Raw genomic sequence first — 19,476 nt, forward strand, 5'->3', positions numbered from 1 at the left:
CAGGCGACGCGCCGCACACGCGGCCACCGTGCCGCCCCTGTCCCGCGAACGGCCCAATCCGTGGGAACGGGTGCGCAATGGCCGACCGTATGCGCTACGGCGGCGACCGGATCGGGTGATCCGGCGACGGGAGGGCGAGGGGAGCTATTCGGCCGCTTCGGCAGGGGGCGTGTGGCCGTCGCAGAGGGTTGAGAAGAGGTGGTCGACGGAGACGTTCAGCGCGTGGGCGAGGGCGTGCCAGGTGCCCAGGGATCCGACGGTGCGGCCCTGCTCGATCTCGATGAGGGTACGTCTGGACAGGCCACTGCGGCGGGCCAGTTCATCGTAGGTCCACCCGCGCTCACTCCTCAGCCGCCCGAGCTCCAGACGGAGGGCGGGGAGGCTCGGGTCAGGCGGGAAGATCGTCACCCCACCATCCGACGGTGCAGAACCCTGCCCTGTCAGTGCAGACCTCTGCCCTATTTCCGCAGTGACCACCCCGCGCACAGGGCAGAGGTCTGCACTACGGTGCGGCCAAGACCCCCGCTCCCCCACCGAGGCAGACGGGAGTGGGCCGGCATCGCGCCGGAGGCAGGAGGAAAGCGCGCACGATGAGGCTGTGCACCATGCACCCACCGGTGCCCCGCACCTGGACCGTGGAACTACGCCCCCAGCAGCACGGCCCGGTGCTCTACTGCCCGATCTGCTCATCGGGCGGACAGACCGTGCGCGTGGCTGCGGCACGGCCCGCCGCCCTGGCTCATCTGGCCCGGCATGCCCGCAGGGACGTCCTCCCGGCCCATCTGCGCACCTGCCAGTGCCAGGAGCGCGGCTGCCGCTGGCACCCCCGACACCGCGGATGCGCCGGCCCCGTACTGCTCGTCCTGACCCGCGAGCGCGGCGGTCGCATCTGGCGCCTGGCCGACGTCTGCGCGGCCTGCGCCAGCGCTACCCCGCACGCGGCCGTCGTCCCCGACACCGTTCTCACCGCGACACATAAACAACCTCCCGGTACGGCCTCTGATTCGAGGAGGGCGCAGCGCAAGAGGCAGCAGTTGGGCCCGTCGCAGCAGATCCGAGTGCAGGAGATGCTCAGTTATCTCGCCTCGGCCCTGCCCCCTTCGGCCAGCGCCGAGGCGAGACTGCTGGCCGTTCAGTGCGCGCTGCGCGCCAACACCGTCGGGAGAGTGTGGCTTCCCGTCGGACTCCTGCGCAGCATGCGCCTCGGGCACGAACACACGCCCTGGAAGGAACTCGAAGCCATGCACTGGCTGCGCAGGGAATCACAGAGCGCTGCAGAGCTTCACCGAACCGGCATCAGCGTCCAGCTTCTCGATATCGCCATCCTGGCTCAGGCCCCCGGCCGCCCAGAACGCCACCGGGCCGCCGACTGGGCCGCCCGTACGGCCTCGTGCGTGGCAGCACGGCGGCTGCCTGCGACAGCACGGCTGACGAAACTGGCTCTGGCCGCCTACCTCGGACCCCGAAGCCTCCAGGGGGTCGCGGAAGCCGACCGCGTCCGTCGGGCATGCGGCCTGAGCCTTCACGCGTTCTTCGCCACCCTCGACCAGCTCGTCACCACGGGCGCAGTCGCCGCATGGGCACTCTGCCCAGCGACAGAGGATCTTCATTGGGAATTTGGGACCTGACAAGGTCAACCGCCCATCAGAGCCCAGTAGGAGCCGGTGTCCAGCCCTCTGTCGGGCCGGCTGCTGCGTGACGCCGTTCGCCGGAGCTTTCCGTCCGGCGGCGGTGCACGGACGGGCGCTCCTGCCTAATTGGCCTGGTGGCAGCTGACCTGTGCGGTGTTCAGGCGGCGATGCCGAGTTCTTTGCGGGTGCGGTGGACGAAGTCACGCACGGCCGGCTCGCGCCGCCAGGGGGCGAGGGCGGTGTTGAACTCGCGGACGTAGTCCTTGGCCCGGCTGGACTGGACGCGGGCGAGGATGTCGACGGACCGGTTGCCCAGTTCGAGGCCGTGGTCGAGGTCGCGGGCCTGGAGGTGAGCGGTTCCCACGATCGCCAGGCGCATGCCGACGGAGCGGGTGAAGGCGCCGGACGGCATGGCTGCGGCCCGCTGGTTCCAGGCCAGGGCCGCCTTGGGGTTCTTCAGGTCGCGGAAGATCTCGGCGGCATCGGCGGACAGCCTGGCGTGGTGATAGAAGTCGATCCACGCGGGTTCGTCGCCGCTGTCCTGCTTCGCTTGCTCGAGCAGGGTCTCGGAGGCGGCCAGGGCCCGGGAGGCGGCTCTGGGGTCGTTCTCCCGGGCGTGAGCGCGGGCCTCGATCAGCTTGGTGAACGCGAGCACCCGGGGCACTGCCTGTCCCTTGGCTCGCTCGAAGGCGCCCTGGGCCATGTCGACGGCCTCGCTTGCGAAGCCGCGCAGGAGGGCCTGCATGGCCATCGTGGTCAGGACGTAGCAGCCCAGCTGCACGTCCCCGCCCGCGCGGGCGAGGCGGAGCGCCTGGATGAAGTGCCGTTGGGCGACGTCGTGTTCACCGACGTCGAAGGCCGTCCATCCGGCCAGCCGTGACAGCTCGGCGGTGACGGAGAACAGTTCGCGGCCGACGTCGTCGGCGAAGGAGCCTCGCAGCAGCGGTGCGGCCCGCTCCTGGAGGCAGGTGGTGACGGAGTTGGCTTTCCAGTTCCCGCCGCCGTATTTGGAGTCCCAGCGCCTTGCGTCGTCGGCGGCCTCGCGAAGTTCGTCGAGGTCTGCGCGGCCGACCTGGTGGCTGCCGTCGTGGTCGGCAGTCTCGTCGGCGGGGGTGACCAGCCAGCGGGTGACCGGGGTGGTGAACGCGGACACGGCGAAGCCGGAGGCGCCTGTGGTGAGGAAGTCGCGGCGGTTCACGGAGCTCCAGAACGAAGTGGCGACGCGGACGGCGTCTGCGGGATCTCGCGGGAAATCCAACCCCATGTTCGCGTCCGGTGTCTGCGCCTCGCCCATACCGATCTCGGCAAGGCCGACGGGCCTCCCCAGCCGTTCACTGATCGCCTGGGCGAGTAGCTTGGGGGCTGGCCACTTCGGGGTCATCCCGCGCCGGCACCAGTTCGCCACGGACGTGTGCGAGTACTCCGTGTGGATCCCGGCCTGCTGGGCGAGCTGATTGACCCGGTGGGCCAGGGACTTGTGGCTCGCACCGCAGCCTTCGATAAGCCGGGCCAGATCCGCGTTGGGCGGACGGCTCCGGCGGACAGTCGATGCCACGACGTCCCCCTGACCGGTTGCTGGAGCACTGCGCACTCGAGGTCGTACTGATCGGAGCACAGAGGCCGTACGCGACTGAGAGCTTTCCTCGGTACGCGACAGCCCACGGGCGTTTTCATCCGTACGCGGTGCCGTGTGCGTTGGGTCACCGAGGGTATTACCTGCGGGCCCGCGATGAACCGCGCACGCGAGTTGTGAGCCCCCCTGCGAGCCCTCCCCTGGATGATCTGCGGCCGCTGTGATGAGGGTCCGGGCCACCGCCGGAACTGGAGAGAGCTTCTTTTGGCGGTGGCCGCCGCCCAGGCATCCCAACCACCCTCGGGGGTGAACCAGATGTGCGGAATCGCAGGACTGGCCGGAGACGACGCCTCCCGGCACGAGATGATGGTCGGCGCGATGGGCTCCTCGCAGGCCCACCGCGGACCTGACGGCACGATGCACGCTGCCTCGGTCGACGGGCGGGCGGTGCTGGCCATGAACACGCTGCTGATCGCCAACCCGCAGGCCATGCCCGGCCCCTACCTCGACCGGCCCACAGGGGTGCTGCTGGCCTTCAACGGTGAGATCTACAACTTCCGCCAGCAGGCGAATGCCTGGGGGATCGAGCTTGCCGACCGGGAGTCGGACGCGCACTTCCTGCTGCGGGCCTGGGCCAAGATCGGACCGTCCTGCCTGGACGGGCTCGACGGCATGTTCGCCCTCGCTGTATATGACCCGCGCGTCCGCAAGCTCTTCCTCGCCCGGGACCGGCTCGGGGAGAAACCGCTCTACTGGCGCCTGGACGGCGGCCGGCTCGCCTTCGCCTCCGAGGTCACCACTCTGACCGGCTACGGCAGTGCCCCGCCGGTCCTGCGGCCCGAGATGGTCTCCATCGAGACCCCGACCGGCGCCGACACCCCCTTCCAGGGGATCCAGCTGCTGGCCCCCGCCACTGTGATGGCCTTCGATACCGCTACCGGCTCCCTCGCCCAGTACACCTGGTGGTCGCTGGAAAGACGCCAGCCTTTCGAGGGGAACTACAAGGAGGCCCTGGCCCGCTTCTCGGTCGTGCTGGCCGAGCAGGTCCCGCTGCGGGTCCCGGCCGGAGACTTCGCCTTGCTGTTATCGGGCGGCCTGGACTCCTCGGTACTGGCCTACCTGATGCGGCCGCCGGTCTGCATCACGGTCCGCTACCCGGGCCAGGACCGACTGGACGAGTCGAGGACCGCCGCGGTCGTCGCCCGCGACATCGGCGCCGAGCTGGTGGTGGTCGAGCCGGATACCGCGGACTTCACCACGGTGCTGCCGCACATGGTCTCGGCGCTGGACTATCCGATGGGCAACGCGTCGACGTTCTCCGAGTACATGGCCTACCGCAAGGCGTCCGACCTCGGCTTCAAGGTCGTCGTCGGCGGGCTGGGGCCGGACGAGTTCCTGATGGGTTACGTCCGTCATTCGCTCGTACTCTTCGGCCCCGACGCCGTCCTGGCCGCAGGGCTGGAGGCATACCGGCCGCTGGCCGCGAAGCTGATGCACACCGCCGGTCAGACGCTGGACCCGGCGGAGGCGGTCACCCGTCTCGTCCTGCGCGGCCCTGACCCCGAGGGGCGGATCCGCGACCTGGTCGGCGGCGCGATGAGCCGGGCCGGCGGGGACCTGGCCCGCGCGCTGACGCTGGCCGATCTGGCCACAGCCTGGCGACCGCTGGTGATGACCAGCGACAAACTCGCCTCCGCCTACGGCCTCGAACGCCGCTCGCCCTACCTCGCCCGGGACCTGGTGGAGCTGTCCTACCGGCTGCCCGTCGAGCACAAGATCGCCGATCCGGCCGAGGGGAAGCGCATCCTGCGGGACGCGGCCAAAGCCCTGGGCCTGCCGCGGGAGGTCTGGGGAAGCCGGGACAAGCTCGGCTTCGCCAGCCCCGTCCCCGCCTGGTTGAACGGGCCCCTCGCCGCCTGGGCCGATGATCGGATCCGCACCGCCCTCACGGAGGCACCGTTGGCCTGGCGGCCGTTGCTGGAGGGCGGGCTGAAGCGCGGCGGCCGGTTCGACCGCTCCCGGACGCAGGCCCTTATGGCAGCCGCCTGGTTTTCGGATCAGACGGTGAGGGCTGCCGCATGATCTCCAACTCCGTTACTACGGTGGTCGGATGCAATCCGACACCACCACCTCCCCCCAGCCGTCCACCGCCCGTGGAGCGGTCGCGGTCATCGCCAACCAGCGCGGTGAACTCCTTCTCCACCTGCGCGACGACCTACCGGGCGTCATCGCCTGGCCCGATCACTGGAGCCTGCTGGGAGGCGGCGCGGACGGCGACGAATCCCCGGTCGAGGCGATCGTCCGCGAGCTCGACGAAGAAGCCGGCCTGACCGTCTGCGACCTGACCGAACTCTTCGCGATCCGCGACGTCCACGGCTCCGGCCAGATCATCACCTTCTTCTCCGGCATCTGGAACGGCGACGAGACCCAGCTGCCTCTCGCCGAGGGCGTCAAGCTCCAGTTCTTCGCCCCCGAACACCTCGACATCCTCACGATCCCGCCGTTCATCCGTGACGGGATCAACCGCTACCTGGCCGCCCGGCCCGCCTGAACACCCCGCCCTTCCGGGCGGGGAGGGGTGGGGCCGCCTGCGGCGGCCCCACCCGGAAGGACATCCGCTCGTGAAGCTCACTGTCATCGGCTGCGGCTACCTCGGCGCCACCCACGCGGCCTGTATGGCCGAACTCGGCCACGACGTTCTCGGCATGGACACCAACATGGACAAGGTCGCCGTCCTCAACTCCGGCAAGGCCCCCTTCCACGAGCGGGACCTCGACGAGATGCTCGCCCGCCACACCGCCTCGGGGCGCCTTAAGTTCACTGCCTCCTACGCGGAGGCCGCCGCCTTCGCCGACCTGCACTTCATCGGGGTCGGCACCCCGCACCAGCCCGGCGAACACGCCTACGACCTCAGCCACCTCTTCTCCGCCGTCCGCCAGCTCGCACCCCGCCTGAAGGGCCCGGCCGTGGTCGCGGTGAAGTCGACTGTCCCAGTCGGCACCGCACCCCGCGTCCGCGACCTGCTGCACGAATTCACGCCCGCAGCCGAAGCCATCGAGGTCGCCTGGAACCCGGAATTCCTGCGCGAGTCGTTCGCCATCGAGGACACCCTCCGCCCCGACCGGCTCGTCCTCGGCTTCGAGACCGAGCACTCCTGGGCCGAAGCCGTACTGCGGCAGTGCTACGGGAAGATCATCGAGGCCGGGACGCCGACGATCGCCACCGACTGGGCCACCGCCGAACTCGCCAAGGCGTCCGCGAACGCCTTCCTCGCCACAAAGATCAGCTTCATCAACGCCATCGCCGAAATCTGTGAAGCCTCCGGCGCCGACGTCACCCAACTCGCCGACATCCTCGGCCACGACGCACGCATCGGCCGCCGCGGCATGCGGCCCGGCCTCGGCTTCGGCGGCGGCTGCCTCCCCAAAGACATCCGCGGCTTCATGGCCCGCGCCGACGAGCTCGGCGTCGACCAGGCCCTGACGATCCTCCGCGAGGTCGACGCAATCAACAACCGGCGCCGCGAACGCATGGTCGATCTCGCCCGCCAACAACTCAACGGCAACCTCGCCGGCAAGCGCATCACTATCTGGGGCGCCGCCTTCAAACCGAACACTGACGACATCCGCGACTCACCCGCCCTCGCCGTCGCCCACAAACTCCACGAACTCGGCGCCACCGTCACCGTCACCGACCCCAAAGCCCTCGACAATGCCCGCAAACTGCACCCCGAACTGGGTTACATCGACGACCCGATCGCGGCCCTTCAGGACGCCGACCTGCTGCTGCACCTGACGGAATGGCCGCAGTACAGCCACACCGACCCCCACCAGCTCGCCACCCGGGCCACCAGTCGGAAGATCATCGACGGCCGCGGCACCCTCGACACCACCCGCTGGCGCGAAGCCGGCTGGACCATCCGCACACTCGGCCGCCCCTGACCTCGCTGCCCCAGCCACAGCTTGGGTTGGGTGTGGGCTGCGTCAGAGCCAGCTCGGGACAGCTCCGCAGTGGCCATCCCTTTGGGGGCAGGCCCGGAGGTGTTCAGCTGTTCGGCGGGATGCGGCGGGTGGTCGGGTCAAGGCGGCTGAATGCCCAGCGCACGAGGTCTTTGGTCAGGGTGAGCTGGGGGTTTTCCTCGAGGGCGTCGTGGAGGTGAAGGGTGAGGTTGGCCCAGTTCCGGAAGGAGCCATGGCCGGCGTAATCGTCGGTGTAGAGGATCAGCTCGCGGTCGGCGTCAGCCCAGATGGGGTGATAGGCAGGGATGGCGGCCAGTACCTCACCAGGCGCCAGGGGTTTGAACTGGTACCACTCGAAGATCCGGGAATGCAGGGCCGGGCAACTGAGGATCCTCTGACGGGTGTTGCCGGTGCCGACGAAGATGACGGTGGCTCGCTGCGCATCGTCGCCCCACAGGTCGCGGATGTATTCGAGGGCCGTCTTGCCCAGCCACTGGGCCTCGTCAAAGAGCAGGACACGTCCGGGCTGCTGCTCAAGCGCCTCCTTGATGTGCAGTCCGCACAGATCTGCCGACTGGGACGGTTCGCCGGATAGGTCCAGAGCACGCCAGAGAGCCCCGCGGAGTTCACTCATGTTGGGTGACTGGCGAAAGCGCAGGCGCAGGGTTGTGTCCGGGGCGTAGCGGCGTAGGACGGTATGGACTGCGAAGGTCTTTCCGAGGCCGACGTTGCCGTGGATGCAGGCCATGGCGTTGTACTTGATGATCTTCCGGATGCGGTCTTCGGTCTCGGTGACGGCTTTGGTGCCCACGGCGTTGGCACCGGTGAGGCCGAGGAAGTGATCCTTGCTGGGCGGAGGCAGCTGGCTGGGGCGGCGGGGCGGGATGTGCGTCTGGGTCATGTCGGGTCCTGGTCGGAGTCGGTGCGCCTGTCGGGGCCGTGGGGCGCGGGGTCGATGGGGCGGGTCCAGTCGTCTGCGGGTTTAGGTAGGGGGATGAAGTCGGGTAGTGCTTCGGCGTGTAGGTCGAAGGCATCGAGGTCGCGCAGGTGCTCGAGGGCTTGGTCTTCGGGCAGGGCCACGAGTGGGGTGGGGGGTTGGGGCTCGGTTGTGGCGGCGTAGCGGATGCGGCGGTTCTTCTCGGCCTTCTTCAGTTGGGCGCGCAGGCGGTCGGCTTCGCGGCGCTGGGCGCGTTTGAGGTCGCGGATTAGCTGGGGGGTTGCTTGGTTGGCCATGAAGGCGGAGCCGAGGTGGTGGCCTGATTGTGGGTCGTAGAGCTCGACGCGGTGGTCGTGGTGGGGTAGGTAGCGCAGGTTGACCTTTTCGCCGACGAATCCGTGCATCCAGTCAGCGATGTAGTCGGCCTTTCGCCAGCGCACCCCGGTGTTGTTGATGGTGAGCGGGTTGCCGTGCCGTTCGAGGGTGTAGGTGTGCAGGTTTTCGGCGCTGATGGTTTCGATGAGGGCTGTGTCGGCGGTCCATGCCTCGATGGGGGTCTGGCCGTTGAGGGCTTTGATGGTGTTCTCGTGGTTCCACCAGTGGACCCAGTCCCGGATGAGGGCGACGAAGGCTTCGAAGTGGATCAGAGGCTGGTCTGGGTCGACGGGCTTGCCGCCTGGGAAGGTGGGGGCGTGGGTGTAGCCGGGCATGCCGGCGAAGAGGGTTTTCTTGATGGCGCCGTTGACGGCTTCGACGGCGGGTTTTCCTTCGGGGGTGAACGGAGGCAGGACGATGAGTTCGGTGCCTAGGACGCCGAGTGCTTCGCCGACGGTGGCGCACAGGAATTCCTTGCCCCCGTCGACGCGGACGCGGTCGGGGATGCCGCCGAAGGGGCCGTGGTGTTCGTCGATGAGGACGGCGTCGCGGATGGCGACGAGGACCGCTTCTCGGCTGGGGCGTTGCGGGGTGATGGCCAGGCCGCAGATGGCGCTGGTGGCGCAGTCGACGAAGAAGGTGATCCATGGCTTGCGGATGTGGCCGTCGATCCTGACCTTGACGCTGGCTTCGACGTGGTCGGTCTCCCAGGCGTAGTTGCGGTGATGACGTTGGCGTCTTCCGGCGACGTCGTAGGTACGGCGGGCGTTTTCGCCCAGGCGCAGGCCGGCACGCAGGCCAGGTGTGAGGGCTCGGTTTACGGCCCGGTGGAAGGTTGCCAGGGTCGGCAAGGGGGGTTGACCGGGTTGGTGGTCGGCGTGGAGTTCACGCCAGGCGGCGGTGGCGTTGCCGCGCCAGCGCGCTACCGCGTCGAGCATGTGGTTGGTGAGTTCGAAGCGTTGGCGGGGGGTGGGGGTGTAGGTGCCGTTGTTGGCGCGGGCGTTGTCCAGCCAGCGGTCGACGGTTCGGTGGTCGACGCCGAAGGCATCGGCGACACCCGTGATCCGGGTGCGGGTGAGTTCTTTGTCCTGTTCGAGCTTGAGAAGTCGGCGGACGGCGGTGGCGCGCAGGGCGGTCAGGTCCGTGCCTGGTTGCATGGTGCGGTCTTTCGGTTGTGGGGTCAGGCGGGTGCGAGCGACAGCAGGCCGGCTCCGTAGGGTTTCGCTCTGCCGATGCCGCTGTGCAGGGAAATTCTGAGCTGGTGGGGGTCGGTGACGCGTGCGGTGCCGTCGAATTGCATGAGGGCGTCGTAGGGGCCGGGGCGGCTGCGGTCTTTGCGGTTGAAAGGGCGAGGAGCCGTCGCAACGGTGAGGATGTCGAGGCCCGCGGCGGCAGCGCGGCGCTGCCACCATGCGATGGCGTCGTCGCCGGTGAGGGCGGTGATCTTGCCGCGACGTCGGCCGGTTTCCGGGTGGGGTACGGCGGTGGCTGACAGTGCGGCGGTGGGGGCCGCGGTGATGCGATAGCGCACGCTCAGGCCGGTGGCGAGGGCTTGGAGCATGGGGGTGAGGTCGCGGGACTGTGCGGTGCCGTAGTGCTTCGGGAGGCGCGTGAGGTCGGGATGGTGGGAGGTCTGGATGAGGAGGACGGGGTCGGCTCCTTGCTCCAGGCGGAACAGGAGTCCTGCTGCGGCCCTGGGGCTGGGGCCGAGCCCGTCGGGGACCAGGCGCATCAGGGTCTGGTGGAGGCTGACGGCGTCGGCGAGATCGGTGCGCACGGCCTTGTGGTGCGGGTTGAGCGCGATGCGGGTCAGCGTGGGGTGGGTCATGGGCAGCCTTGCAGCATGTAGGCGGATAGGGCGTCGATGGGCCGGGCGCCCGCGTACAGGGAGGTGCGCAGTCGTTCGGTGGTCAGCCACAGCGGGCGGGGCAGGTGGCGGCGTGCAGCACTGGTGAGATCGACCGGTTCACTGGTGCTTTCCCGGTCTGGGGCGGCGTTGGCGGCCGTGGGAGGGGGCTTCTCCCAGACGAATGTGACGGGCAGGTGCGTGCTGCTGTCGCGGGGTGGCGCGGCCAGCGTCAGGGGAAGGCGCTTGCGTAGTTCGGTGACGGGGTCGGTGCTGTGGGCGCTGACAACGAGGGGTTCGTCGGGCAGGCAGGAGCGGCGGCCGAGGTAGGGCGCGAAGCGCGGTTGGGCCAGTGTGCTGGCGATGTGGTCGATGAGGGCGTCGGGTCCTTCGACGGCGACAGTGAAGACGGCGCCGGTGAGGTAGTCGCGGTGGGAGACGAGAGTGGAGCGCACTGGTGACCGCTGCCCGCCGTCACCGGTGCGAAGGCGCCGTTCGGGAGGGTGGCCTCCTCCGACGGTGTGGAAGTCGCGGTGGAGCGTGCCGGGGGTGTCGATGCGGATGGTGAAGGTCAGGTCCTTGTGACTGGGGGTTCCGGGCAGCTGCTGGTAGGGGCTGAGGGCTTCTTCGCGGGATCGGCCCTGGGCGGCTGCGAACATGCCGATCAGGGCGGACCGGGTGGGGAAGGCGGTGGTGTCGCGGTGGTGGAAGACTCCGCGCTCACCCCAGGACTGCTGTAGGCCGGCCAGGCGCAGGACGAGGCCGGTCACTGGTCGTCTCGCGGGGTGAGGGCTGCGCCGGCGCAGGCTGCGGCGAGGTCGTCGAAGGAATCGTGGTGGGCGCCCAGTTCGGTGATGGGCTTGTGGTGGGCGCCGGCGTGGCCGTGGGCGATGCGGCGGCGGGTTCCCACCAGGCGGTTGATGGCGGTCGCGTAGTCGGTGAGGGCCTGGCGGGCGGGGGCGATGTGGCCACCGCCGGGTGCGGCTTTGACCGGTTGTTCGAAGGCGGCGCCGTAGGAGATGGGGCGGCTGTCGCGTACGGCGTAGTGGACGAGGTCGGGGATGGTGTGCGGGGCGGTGGCGGTCTTCTTCCCTTGCGGCATGCTCATGATGAAGTGCCAGGTGAAGAGTTCGATCAGATCCTTGATCGTGTGGGCGGGAGCATTCCCGCCGAGGTTGCGTTGCAGGTCGGTGATGTTCAGCGTGGCGAAGCGGTAGAAGACACCTGCCGTCAGGAACGCGGTCTGCAGGTGGGCGCTGCCGTTGTCGCCGGGCTGGGGCCAGTCCTCGACGGTCGTGAAGAAGTCTGGCTGCAGATCACTTCGGTGGACAGTGAACGCTGGGGCCATCTGCACGGCTGCTTCGACATGACCGGTGGGCAGCTCCGCGAGCATCCGGCCGAAGAGATTGATGCTCGCGGTGCGGCGGGTCAGTTGGGCGGCGATGTCCTTGGCTGGCAGGACAGGTGGCGGTGTCTGCTTCTTCGAGGTGCGGTGTTCGGCAAGTGCCTCCTCGAGTTCACCCCGGTGCTTCTCGCACAGGCTGATCAGGTCCTCGGTGACCTCTTGGGGCATGTAGAGCATGGCCTGGGTGCGGTGGTTCTCGTTTGCGTTGTGCTTCAGCCCGTCCTTCTTGGCCGACAGGATGATCTGCGCGGCGGCGAACGCGGCGAGCTCGTCGAACCAGCCGTGGTGGCGTAGGCGTTCGGCGATGACGACAGGGAGCATGCGGGTGCGGGCTGCGGGTTCGTCGAGATCCCGTTCGACGTCGAGCCGCAGTGGGCGCTTCCATGCCTGGCTGGAGATGAAGGCGCGCATCACGTTGCCGAACTGGATGGTCTTCGGTTCGTTGTTCTCGTCTCGGTTCGTATTGGCGGCGGTGACGGGCTGAAGGACGTGCAGGTCGAGGAAGCGGGCGGGCACAGGCATGCGGGGTCCTTGTCTGATGTGCGGGAGACAGCGGGCGGGCCAAGGCGGCTTTGTGAGGCAGGGCCGACGTCCGCTGGTGGTGGCGGGCTCTGCGCGTGACCGGGCTCGCCCTTCAGGGGGCCGTGTCCCTCAGGTCGGGAGGGATTTGTTGACGGCACGCATGTGGTCTGGGTTTTTGAGGGTGAGATAGAAGGCGTCACGCCAGCGCAGGCCGACCGGGGCGGGGTCGAAGGTGCGTTGGATGAGGTCGCTGAGCAGGACGGCCCAGTCGGGTGTCAGGCCGTCGCCCAGCAGCCGTGCGACATGGGAGGGAAGGCGGCGGTGCAGCTGGTCGTCACCCAGACGCGTCAGCACGTGCAGGTGGTCGTCGGTTCGGTCTTCGTTGTATCCGGCGCGCCGTACGGCGCTGGCCAGGGTGGCACCGAGGTTGGGGCGCCGGTGCCAGGCGGCCGCGACGTCACCTGCTTGGGCGGTGGCCGGCCCGGCGGCGCTGAGGGTGGGGGTGGAGGTCTGAGGCTGAGCGCTGTCGGCGGGCACAAGACCGGTCGAGGTGGTGCTTGTGGGGTCTTCGGTGGCGGGGCGCACGCCGATGGTGTGGGCTTGAGGGCCGGCCAGGGCGATGAGGCTGGCGGTGGTGTAGTAGGCGCGCCGGGCAGGGCGTCCGGCGGTGCTCCGTGTCAGGAACCGGTCCAGGGGGGCGCATTCTTCGACGGGGCGTCCGCGTCCTTTGCTCAGAGTGGTGCGGATGCCGGGGTTGGTGCACAGGTCGTGTACGTAGGCGATGTACATGTCGTATGCGAGGCGGTGTTCGGCCGTGGTGGGCATCAGGTGCTCTTCCGGGACGGGCTCAGTTGGCCGAAGAGGCCGTTGACCGCTGTGGCGATCGCGCGGGCGGCTGTCTTGTGGCGGGCCCGGGCGGTTGCGGTGGTTTCGCGTAACGCGGTTGCGGCGGCTTTGGCGAACGCGCTGGAGGCGGGGGTGTCGGGTTCGTCCAGCAGTCTCCAGAAGACGGCTTCTGCCAGTGGCCAGTACTTGGCGCGGGCCTTGTGGGTCCACGCGCAGTCCTTGCCTTTGCGAGCCTTGGGAGGTGGTTCGCCTCCGGTGCGGGGGGTGGTCGTCTCGGCCCAGGCCCTGTTGGTGACGGTGGTCAGCCGCTTGGCGATGTGTTCGGCGGCTTGGCAGCAGTCGGCGATGCGCTGGGCGCGGTCGGGATCGTGTTCTTGTGTCCAGTTCAGTAGGGGCGGGGTGAGGGCGGTGTACCACTGCCAGTCGATGGTCTTGGGGTCCTGATCGAAGCCGTGGACGCGGATGCGCAAGGTGCTGCGCAGGGGTGGGGGCAGGTCGTTGAGGGTGTCGAAGATTTCGGGGCGGTGCTGGGTGCTGTGTTCGTCGGGGGCGAGCAGCAGGGTGTCCAGTTCGCGCCACCAGGCGCGGTCGGCGTCTGCTCGGCGGACGGTTCGGCGGCGCTCAACGGGCTTGTTGGGATCGAGGTGGTAGGCGAGGTAGGGGTCGGTGGTTTCGAGTTTGGGGTGTTGGGTTGACCAGGTGAGGTAGGCATCGCTGACGGTGCTGCCGTCAAGGCCGGGCAGCAGGAGCAGCGCCTGCCGGGAGCGGCCGGTCAGCAGACGCCCCGGCCAGGTGACCGGGTGGGGAGCGGCGAGCGGGTCGGCCGGCTCGGGGTCCTCCCACGGGCATGCGTCGGGCAGCAGTTGTTCGTCGCCGAGGTACTTGGGCAGGCCGGCGAGGAGCGTTTCGTGAAGGGTGCGGCCGAGCGGGTGGAAGGAGACGCTGGCTCGCAGCGGACCGCTGGAGAGGTACTTGCTGCTCGTGGCGCCGACGGTGCGGGGGGTGCCGGCGCCCGCGCGGCCGTAGAAGTGGTGGATGAGCAGGTGCTGCAGTGCTTGGGCGGTGGGCACGGGGGTGGCGGTGTGGTGGTTGTGAGGGCTGAACCAGGCCAGGTTGTTGCCGGCGGGGCGGCCGGGGACGAAGGCGTTGATGCCGGTGGGGCGGTCGCACTGCTCGCGCAGGGTGGGGTCCTGCAGCCATGGCCGTACCGGGTCGAACACGCTGAAGTGGTGGCGGTCGAAGTAGGCGTGCACGGCGTCGGGATCGAATTGGCCGTCACCGAAACTCTGGCGCCGCAGTGCGGTCCACTGCGCGGCGCTGAGGTCGGGGTCGTCGAGCCCGGTGACGCGGGCGGTGATGGCGACCGCGATACGCAGCAGCGCGGACGCCGCAGGCGGACTGGGCACGGCCAGGTCGTCGAAGGTGTGAGCCCGCAGCAGCAGGTTCCGCAGCCCTACCGAGTCGTAGGTCTGACCCGTGCGGACCTCGATCCAGGGATCGTCCGCGGCGCTGAACAGGGGTAACGGTAACGGGGGCATGAGGAGGCCTTTGCGAACTGGCGATGCGGACGGCAGGAGGGCTGCCGAGGTGAGGAACGCTGGTGCTGCTGCTGGTGTGATGCGTCGCCCGTGGTACGTCCGGTAGCGGACGGTGGTGCTGATGCTCCGGCCATGCCCGCAGGGCTGCATCCTGCGCGGCCGAACAAGGCCGGCACTGCGGGAGGACCTGCCAAGTGTCCTTATGAGACGGCAGATGTGGCGTGCCTGGTGAGCGCACCGGCTTTGCGTGGATCAAGCCAAGCACGCCGTTCGACGGGCGAACAAATGATGCGAAAGTCCGACTATCAACCGGTGGCCGTAAGTGATCGCCTCCCGTCTTCGTGGTGAGTGATCAACGCTGGTCCCGGTGGTGCACCAGGCCCAGTTCGTCATCGAAGCGCAGCGAGTAGTGGCCGGTACTCTCCCACTCGTTCGGGTGAGCGGGATCAGTCGGCAGCAGGACGATGTCGCTCAGCAGGGCGTGCTGCTTCCAGCTGGCCGGGGGCTGGTTGCGGGGACCGCAGCGGACAACCCAGGCGGCGGGGACGGGCAGGGTGTGTTCGAGAATGCTGCGGACGTGGCGGGTGCTGAGGTGCGGCTGGTCGGGCAGCGGATGCTCACCGGCGGCATCCAGGGTCAAGGTGCCACTTTCGGTGCGGTAACACGGCAGAAGGCGGCGGGGCAGGGTTCCCAGGCGCGTGGCCGCCTGGGCCGCGGTGAGATGCTGGCGGTGCACGTCAGCCAGTGACGACACCCGCCGCGGCGCAGGCACCAGATGCACTGCGCTCCAGTGCTGCTCCCGACTGGTGCGGGCATGGTGGCCGGCCAGCAGCTGCTGGAGCTGCGCGGTCTCGGCGGCGAAAGCCGAGCCCGCGCCGTGGACCTGCTCGACCAGGTCCTGAACATCATCGGGGAGCGTCAGCGGCTGCTTCTCCAACATGGGGAGCATCTGTGCGGTGGCGTGCAACACGGCGGCGGGTTCGACTTTGGCCCAGCCAGGCGGCAAGGCGGTGTCACCGCGCGTGTTGACCGGGTGCAGGACGGTCAGGCACGGCCCCTGCTCGGTGTTCCACCAGGTAGGACGGCGCTCGACATCGTCCGCCCACAGGCGGGCGAAACGGCCCAGGCGCCCCAACCGTTGCAGAAGCCTGGCCACGGATGCCAGGTCGCTGATCATGAGGTCGACGTCGATGTCCAGGCTCATGTCGAGCAGGCTCGTGGTCACCACGACCAAACGCTTCGGGCGCGGACCACTGGAACCCAGCTGGTGCCGCAGTCGGCGCAAGGTTTGCTCGCGCCGGTGTGCGGGAGTACGGGCATGCAGGAGCACAAGTTCCTGGCTCGGGTCTGGCCACAGGCGGCGCAGGTACTGGTAGGTGTCCTGGGCGTCGGCGACCGTGGCGCACACCACCGACGCGCAGCCCTCCCCATCGAGGACGGGCGCGAGGACCTTGCGGATCGTGGCGAGGCGCTCGCCTTTGTCCACGTGCCGGCTGGGGTCATCCAGCCGGCGATAAGCCACCGGAAGAGCCTGGATGCGGACGGTACGGCGCTGCGCGGCCACGTGTTCGGCTCGGGCGATTTCGTCCATGCAGTGGGGGGTGGCGGTTTCGGCGTCCGCGAACACCCAGCCCGGATAGTGGGGTGCGAAAGACCGGGTGGTGAGGGTACGGCTGCTGTGCCCGGCCCCGGACAGATAGGCGCGCACCAGCTCTGTGGTGGTCGAGGCAGGCAGCGTCGCCGACAGCAGCACGACCGGGCAGCGCAGGGACCCCAGCCAGTTCAGCAGTCGGCACAACTGCAGTTGGCTGAACGGGCTCAGTGCGTGCGCTTCGTCGATGACCACAGTCTTGCCCGACATCGCCAGCATGCGCAGCGCGCTGTAGCGCACCGGCAAGACGGCCATCTGAGCCTGGTCGATGGTGGCGACCGTGTACTGGGCGAGCAGAGCGTTGTTCCAGCCGCGCAACCACGGATCAGGCCCCGCGATGCCCGGCCCCTGCTCCTCCTCGACCGCGGCCTGGTGACCAGTGGGGTCGTCGAACTGCTCCCGGGGGCCGTCGAGGGTGGATCCGTCCTGCGAAGCCAGGGCCTGGTCGCTGTAGGCCTCGGTGAGCCAGCTGTGGCTGTGCACCAGCGTCACCGGAGCACGGTCCGGGCGGTGAGCCCGTACGTAGAGGTCCAAGAGCTCGTAGGCGGCATCCGCCGCGGCGGTCGTCGGCAAGAGCCACAGGAGGCCCTGCGTGCCGCAGTGCTCGTTGAAGATCCGCGCCATTTCCAGCCCGGTGACGCTCTTGCCCGCCCCTGTGGCGTCCGTGACCACCGCGATGCCACTCCCCCGCGCCTTCACGATGGCCGGCAACTGCTGAAGGACTGATGCCTGCAAAGGGTTCGGAGCGGTAAGGCGCGGGTGGGCGACGGGGAACGGAACTCTGTCCAGCGCGAAGCGGCCGAGCCCGGATCGTTCCACTTCCTCTCGCGCCTGGCTGCGTGCGTGGGCGTAGTGCTCATGGGCGCCGAAGGCGGGCACGTGGGCGTTCGGCAGCCAGAACCGTCGCTGGCTGGCCAGCCGGTCCGCGACCATGCACAGACCGGTGATCAACACCGTAGCCTCCACCGACATGCACTGTGGGGCCTTCTCGACACTGAACAGGTGCCACAGCAGACGCGTGTAGCGGCGCCGCAAGTCCTGCCACAGGGGTCCACCCAGAGTGGCGTCCACGCGCCGGGCGGAAGCTGCCTGCTCCACGTCGATCTGCAGGAATCTCCCGTGATGGCCGCCCAGGCACTGCGCAGCCCTTACGGCCGAGCTGTCATTGCCCGCCAGCGGGAAGCCCAACTCTGCAAGCAGGCCCAGCGCCGTATGCATCGAGGCCCGGCCGTGGCCGACGGGCACCATCAGGTCGATGTCGGCCAACAGGTCATCCGCCAGGCGGAGACGCGCGGACGGCTCACCGCACTGGAAATGCGGGATCAGCTTGCCAATGTCGTGCTGGGCGGCGAGGAAAGCAACGAGTGAACCAGCTTCCACGTCCGGCAGCCCGACGCCAACTGAAATCACCGTGCGCTGACTCGTGGTGAGGAAGCACTCCCACAGCTCGGCGGCGACAGCCCCTGCATCGATCATGTGAAAGAGCAGCGGATACGCCGTCAGCGTCGCAGCATCGAACTTCCCCCACGGAGACAGATCAATACCACCGAACCGCCCGTCCTCTGCAACGCCCATGACGTAACCCTCGCAGCGTCAGCGGACGCTGCCCTACCGTTTCCTCGAAGCGGCAGACGCGAGGTCGCGCCAGGGCCCCTCGTGGTGTTCTACTGAAACTGCTCCGGGGACACCAAACCGCAGTATCGGCTTCCAGCGCGGGAGTGCCCAGCAGCAGTGCATCAAGTCGCAACCTTGGCGAGTCCGATGTGCGCGGGGGTGACGCCGGCTGGTGGACGTGGTCCAGCACATTCAGCGTTCTATGCGCGAGCAGGAGGCGACTCGTCTATGGACGATGAGGTCTTCCACCTCGAGAGTTACGCCCAGACGAGCGGAGGTGCTCCGCTGGCAGATCTCCCGCGCCATCGTCTAAGCGTCCGTAGCGATGAGACCCGCCCACAGTCAAGAATCGCAAAACGTACAACGGACCAGGTCACGAAGCCTGGACCCTGCGCAAGCGGGGGTGACTCATAGCCTGGGTGCTCGCGGACGTACGCGGTGACGACCTGCGAAGCGGGGGGTGACTCGCCGAAGGGTCCGTACCCGGACGCTGCCGATGCCTGGGGCCCTGCGCAAGCAGGGGTGACTCGGCACACCACCTGAGGGAGCACGCCTGTTCCGGAGCCCGCTCTCGGCAACAGGCGGAGGGCTGGACGCTGAGAAGGACAGCTGCCGCAAGGGCCGATGACCGTGGGATCGGACCAAGGGTCTCGGGCCGGTGCGGGTCCGGTCGCACGTGTCCCCGCCGCTCATCTCCCCACCTCGATCGGGGTGATGGGCGGCGGCCGTGTTGCCGGAGATTGAGGAGAGCTCGAACCCGGGGAGGAGACCTGAGCCACTGTCCGGTACTCGCCTCGCCGTGGGAGCTCGGGGTGGGACGCCGTGATGCACCTCATCGGAGTCTGGGCACTGATGGCCAAGCGGGTCGTCGACTTGAAGACGTCGCAGATCCGGGCTGGGCTCTTTAACCGTCGGCCGTCTACCGCCATCCAGCATCGGGCGACAGCAGATGCCGGATCCGCTACCAGCCCCTATCGGTGGACTCCACGTCGGCGCCGCCCCCCACGCCGCGGCTGAGCTCTCCATGCGGTCACCGGCCCGACCTGATCAACACGCTGAGAACCGGCTGGCGCGCTTGCTAGGCTGCGGGCGAGTGGTCTGAAGACCCGCGCGAGCGGGGGTGACTCGGCTTCGGCTTCGTTCACGCCGTGCTGGAAGACAATGTGAGGCGCCGGCTGGGAGCGCACTCGCCGGTTGCGCGCCTGCCGCGTGCTGGCCTGTGCGCGCGTACCGCCTTGCGCGCCCGACCATGGGAGGTCAGCAAACTCGGCCCCGCGTCGCAAGCGGGGGGTGACTCGATGTCAGCCCGCGCAAGCGGGGGTGACTCGGCCAGCGCGTCACGCAGCTGCGGAACCAACCCGCAACCTCGCGCCAGCGAGGGTGAACGGTGTGCGGATCGGGGCAGCTTGCAGGTCGGCTCTGCGAGGTCGAGGGGGCTTCGCCTGAGCAACTGCGTGACGTCGACACGGCGATACTCCCGCCACTACTGACCTTGAAGGCGGGTTGTCGTGGGGGCTGACGGTTGGTGATCGTCGCGGTATGCCGGTGGTATGAGGTATGCGCAGGGTGGGGGTCTGAC

General features: G+C 68.8%; 14 protein-coding genes. 4 read left to right on the forward strand and 10 right to left on the reverse strand.

Going from position 1 to position 19,476, the window contains the following annotated elements; translation table 11 throughout:
* Positions 1-144: 144 nt before the first annotated feature.
* Positions 145-408, reverse strand: a complete 264-nt coding sequence (locus AC07FK_RS33155) for a helix-turn-helix transcriptional regulator (protein WP_479108619.1) — start codon at positions 406-408, stop codon at positions 145-147.
* Positions 409-605: 197 nt separating this feature from the next.
* On the opposite strand from AC07FK_RS33155, the gene AC07FK_RS33160 reads away from it, so the two are divergent.
* Positions 606-1,628 (forward strand): hypothetical protein, encoded by a 1,023-nt coding sequence (locus tag AC07FK_RS33160; RefSeq protein ID WP_479108620.1) that lies wholly within the window; start codon positions 606-608, stop codon positions 1,626-1,628.
* A 160-nt stretch (positions 1,629-1,788) separates the two neighbouring features.
* Here the strand turns inward: AC07FK_RS33160 and AC07FK_RS33165 are convergent, their stop codons facing one another.
* Positions 1,789-3,186 carry a sporulation protein gene (locus tag AC07FK_RS33165; protein ID WP_479108621.1) on the reverse strand — a complete coding sequence of 466 codons (1,398 nt, stop codon included), beginning with the start codon at positions 3,184-3,186 and terminating at the stop codon, positions 1,789-1,791.
* Between the two features lie 333 nt (positions 3,187-3,519).
* Between AC07FK_RS33165 and AC07FK_RS33170 the strand changes: the two genes are divergently transcribed.
* The 3 genes from AC07FK_RS33170 to AC07FK_RS33180 all read left to right on the forward strand — a co-directional run bounded on the left by AC07FK_RS33170 (position 3,520) and on the right by AC07FK_RS33180 (position 7,145).
* The gene (locus AC07FK_RS33170) at positions 3,520-5,286 is read left to right on the forward strand and encodes an asparagine synthetase B family protein (RefSeq protein WP_479108622.1); all 1,767 of its coding nucleotides are present in this window, start codon (positions 3,520-3,522) and stop codon (positions 5,284-5,286) included.
* 28 nt (positions 5,287-5,314) lie between these two features.
* On the forward strand, positions 5,315-5,755 hold the full coding sequence (locus AC07FK_RS33175) for an NUDIX domain-containing protein (protein WP_479108623.1): 441 nt from the start codon (positions 5,315-5,317) through the stop codon (positions 5,753-5,755).
* A 70-nt stretch (positions 5,756-5,825) separates the two neighbouring features.
* Positions 5,826-7,145: a UDP-glucose dehydrogenase family protein gene (locus AC07FK_RS33180; protein WP_479108624.1), complete on the forward strand. Its 1,320-nt coding sequence runs from the start codon at positions 5,826-5,828 to the stop codon at positions 7,143-7,145.
* Between the two features lie 103 nt (positions 7,146-7,248).
* Here AC07FK_RS33180 and AC07FK_RS33185 read toward each other — a convergent pair whose 3' ends face one another.
* The 8 genes from AC07FK_RS33185 to cas3 all read right to left on the reverse strand — a co-directional run bounded on the left by AC07FK_RS33185 (position 7,249) and on the right by cas3 (position 17,858).
* Entirely contained in the window at positions 7,249-8,064 is an 816-nt protein-coding gene (locus tag AC07FK_RS33185) for an AAA family ATPase (protein WP_479108625.1), read from the reverse strand.
* Positions 8,061-9,632, reverse strand: a complete 1,572-nt coding sequence (locus AC07FK_RS33190; protein WP_479108626.1) for a transposase — start codon at positions 9,630-9,632, stop codon at positions 8,061-8,063. Before AC07FK_RS33190 ends, AC07FK_RS33185 begins: the two co-directional genes overlap by 4 nt.
* A gap of 23 nt (positions 9,633-9,655) precedes the next feature.
* Positions 9,656-10,303 carry a type I-E CRISPR-associated protein Cas6/Cse3/CasE gene (gene cas6e, locus AC07FK_RS33195; RefSeq protein WP_479108627.1) on the reverse strand — a complete coding sequence of 216 codons (648 nt, stop codon included), beginning with the start codon at positions 10,301-10,303 and terminating at the stop codon, positions 9,656-9,658.
* Entirely contained in the window at positions 10,300-11,091 is a 792-nt protein-coding gene (gene cas5e / locus AC07FK_RS33200) for a type I-E CRISPR-associated protein Cas5/CasD (RefSeq protein ID WP_479108628.1), read from the reverse strand. The genes cas6e and cas5e overlap by 4 nt, the downstream gene beginning before the upstream one ends.
* On the reverse strand, positions 11,088-12,248 hold the full coding sequence (gene cas7e / locus AC07FK_RS33205) for a type I-E CRISPR-associated protein Cas7/Cse4/CasC (protein WP_479108629.1): 1,161 nt from the start codon (positions 12,246-12,248) through the stop codon (positions 11,088-11,090). The genes cas5e and cas7e overlap by 4 nt, the downstream gene beginning before the upstream one ends.
* Positions 12,249-12,377: 129 nt before the next feature.
* Positions 12,378-13,073, reverse strand: a complete 696-nt coding sequence (locus tag AC07FK_RS33210; RefSeq protein ID WP_479108630.1) for a type I-E CRISPR-associated protein Cse2/CasB — start codon at positions 13,071-13,073, stop codon at positions 12,378-12,380.
* Positions 13,073-14,632, reverse strand: coding sequence for a type I-E CRISPR-associated protein Cse1/CasA (gene casA, locus AC07FK_RS33215; protein WP_479108631.1), 1,560 nt, complete (start codon positions 14,630-14,632; stop codon positions 13,073-13,075). The genes AC07FK_RS33210 and casA overlap by 1 nt, the downstream gene beginning before the upstream one ends.
* Before the next feature lie 352 nt (positions 14,633-14,984).
* Entirely contained in the window at positions 14,985-17,858 is a 2,874-nt protein-coding gene (cas3, locus tag AC07FK_RS33220) for a CRISPR-associated helicase Cas3' (protein ID WP_479108632.1), read from the reverse strand.
* Positions 17,859-19,476 lie beyond the last annotated feature (1,618 nt).

The organism is Streptomyces sp. NPDC046122 (genome assembly GCF_056429965.1).

What these genes read in the sequence shown, in the direction of transcription:
- AC07FK_RS33190 (WP_479108626.1), bottom strand. Translation starts at nt 9,632, where the DNA reads ATGCAACCAGGCACGGACCTGACCGCCCTGCGCGCCACCGCCGTCCGC.
- AC07FK_RS33170 (WP_479108622.1), top strand. Translation starts at nt 3,520, where the DNA reads ATGTGCGGAATCGCAGGACTGGCCGGAGACGACGCCTCCCGGCACGAG.
- AC07FK_RS33185 (WP_479108625.1), bottom strand. Translation starts at nt 8,064, where the DNA reads ATGACCCAGACGCACATCCCGCCCCGCCGCCCCAGCCAGCTGCCTCCG.
- AC07FK_RS33175 (WP_479108623.1), top strand. Translation starts at nt 5,315, where the DNA reads ATGCAATCCGACACCACCACCTCCCCCCAGCCGTCCACCGCCCGTGGA.
- cas7e (WP_479108629.1), bottom strand. Translation starts at nt 12,248, where the DNA reads ATGCCTGTGCCCGCCCGCTTCCTCGACCTGCACGTCCTTCAGCCCGTC.
- cas6e (WP_479108627.1), bottom strand. Translation starts at nt 10,303, where the DNA reads ATGACCCACCCCACGCTGACCCGCATCGCGCTCAACCCGCACCACAAG.
- AC07FK_RS33160 (WP_479108620.1), top strand. Translation starts at nt 606, where the DNA reads ATGCACCCACCGGTGCCCCGCACCTGGACCGTGGAACTACGCCCCCAG.
- AC07FK_RS33210 (WP_479108630.1), bottom strand. Translation starts at nt 13,073, where the DNA reads ATGCCCACCACGGCCGAACACCGCCTCGCATACGACATGTACATCGCC.
- casA (WP_479108631.1), bottom strand. Translation starts at nt 14,632, where the DNA reads ATGCCCCCGTTACCGTTACCCCTGTTCAGCGCCGCGGACGATCCCTGG.
- cas3 (WP_479108632.1), bottom strand. Translation starts at nt 17,858, where the DNA reads ATGGGCGTTGCAGAGGACGGGCGGTTCGGTGGTATTGATCTGTCTCCG.